Source organism: Micromonospora sp. NPDC049891 (assembly GCF_040660295.1).
GTDB lineage: Bacteria > Actinomycetota > Actinomycetes > Mycobacteriales > Micromonosporaceae > Micromonospora.
In genome coordinates, this window is sequence record NZ_JBFAML010000068.1 from 1 (window position 1) to 1,986 (window position 1,986).

At 50.4% G+C, this 1,986-nt stretch carries 4 protein-coding genes; all 4 read right to left on the reverse strand.

Features of this window, described 5'->3' with window-relative positions; translation table 11 throughout:
- Positions 1 to 80: 80 nt before the first annotated feature.
- The gene (locus AB0I71_RS32425; protein WP_350590975.1) at positions 81 to 563 is read right to left on the reverse strand and encodes a siphovirus Gp157 family protein; all 483 of its coding nucleotides are present in this window, start codon (positions 561 to 563) and stop codon (positions 81 to 83) included.
- Positions 560 to 1,456, reverse strand: coding sequence for a recombinase RecT (locus tag AB0I71_RS32430; RefSeq protein WP_350590977.1), 897 nt, complete (start codon positions 1,454 to 1,456; stop codon positions 560 to 562). Before AB0I71_RS32430 ends, AB0I71_RS32425 begins: the two co-directional genes overlap by 4 nt.
- Entirely contained in the window at positions 1,456 to 1,758 is a 303-nt protein-coding gene (locus AB0I71_RS32435) for a hypothetical protein (protein WP_060443863.1), read from the reverse strand. The genes AB0I71_RS32430 and AB0I71_RS32435 overlap by 1 nt, the downstream gene beginning before the upstream one ends.
- A gap of 109 nt (positions 1,759 to 1,867) precedes the next feature.
- Entirely contained in the window at positions 1,868 to 1,975 is a 108-nt protein-coding gene (locus tag AB0I71_RS32440; RefSeq protein ID WP_357591171.1) for a protease FtsH-inhibitory lysogeny factor CIII, read from the reverse strand.
- Positions 1,976 to 1,986: the final 11 nt, after the last annotated feature.

Below are 1,986 nucleotides of genomic sequence, written 5' to 3' on the forward strand. Positions count from 1 at the left end.
CGGGATCACGCGCGGCGATCGCGGCCACAATGTCCTCGTGCTCGGCCATGGCCAGGTGAGTGACCACATAAATAACCTTATCACTTGATGATTAACGATGTTTTGCCAAGCTTTATCTGAGCACCAGGAACGGCGATTCCTGCGTCCAGCTGATGCTTGATGGCCAGCTTATCTGGCTTGACGACTGTCTCATACTCAACGAATTCAATCGGCAGGATAGATGCGTCGGTGATATCAACCTGACGGGATGGAACACGAACAGTTACTTGGTGCAAGCCTGCTCTGATTGACTTCTTGCCAGCAGTTTCAAGCGATCTGGCAATGTACTCCTTGATGCTTGATATTTTGTTTTCGACTACCAACGCTCTTTCCAATAGTGACTTTGATTCATTCCTCAAAGCCTCAGCATAGAGCTGCTCGTTTTTGCAGATAGCAAGCAACTGCTCGACCTTATCAACCAGCTCGCCATCAATTCCTTCGATGGTGTCGGCTATCATCTCTGGCTCTAAACCAGAATCCATGAGCTTCGCGTAATCATTGGCGATGTCGTATAGCTTGCTCATGACGTTGCTCCTTCAAGCTGCGCCTTGCGTTCTGAATAGATGGCCTGAACATTCTGCTGAAGCTTCATGCCACGAGTTAACTTGAACGCATCAGCGAATAATGGCTTGAGTTCATCCATGCTTTCTGACGCTTCCATCTTCTGACAGATTACCTCTACCAGCTCGTAAACCTCCTGTTTGCGCGCATTCTCACCTTCGATAACTTCGCTTTCAGGCGTGTGTGGCATTACCGGCTCTTGGTGAATTCCTTCCTCTTCATTGAGGACGTGGATTGCATTATCCAGGCGCTCAGCACGTGGCCAGTATTTACTTGCCCGCTTGACGATTGTCTTACGTGCCATTTCCGCCCAGAACGTCTTCCACGGGCCGTTCTTTGCCTTACTGGTAGCTTCGGTAGCCTTTATCTCTGCGAGGCTCATTTCCTCTGTGAGATAGTCTCCGTCAGGAGTCTTAACCGTGCAGTATCCGCCGACCACTTCACCGCGATTGCCGAAAGCGTTGTACTTATGAGTGGGTGCGCTATCCAGCCCATTCGATTCGTAGGTATCGTTCGAGTAAACCAGCTTGCACTGACCCCACTTAATTGACCCGGTAGCCTGAGCGAGGTGAAGCAGGCCCATATAGCTGATATCGAGGCACACCATGCCATCGCGTGGAACTAGATAGGCCAGCTTGCTGGCTGGGTTCAGAGTGATGCCAATTGCCGCTACGTTGATAATCGCGTTCTGCGCGCTCGCCGGATTCCCTATCGCCGTTTTCGTCAGGAAATCATTCTTCTGGAAAAGCTGCATCGCGAACTGGCTTTCCTTAGCCCATGTAACTGATTGGTCAGTCAGCGCGCCGCTAAACAACGGCTCCTGCTGTTTCACGAATTCAATGATGCTGAAGCTCATCACGCTACCTCGTCGTATCTGTGTTTGTTCCGGTATATCTCGACAGCCCGCTCACGCTTCACAATCTCTGTCAGACAATCCCAAATTGCCTTGCTGGCTATCTCCTGAAACTCGGATGAGTCAGCAGCCAGCGCGAATACCTCGGCTTCACAGTGCGGAAGATGCTCTCTAAGCATTTTCTCCATGTAACCAATCCGCATCTGCTTATCGAGACGCTCAACTTCTTCATAAACCGCTTCGTTATCTTCTTCAGTGAAAGTCGATACGATGCGTTCAATTTCTACGGCCTGTTGTGCGTTCATTTCGACCTCCAGGCTTGTTTAAGCTGAACCATAGCCATTGCCCACAACACTGGACTACGAAGCTGTATAGCGGCTCTGGCGGTGAACTGAGCTGTGTTGAATGGCTTGTTCATGCCGGGCCTCCCCTTTGATTAAGTGTGTCTTTTAACCACCGGCCAATACAGCGCATCCGGCGGGTGATGATTTCAAGTAATGTTTCGTTATGGCAGCCAGCAATAGGCCACCCTG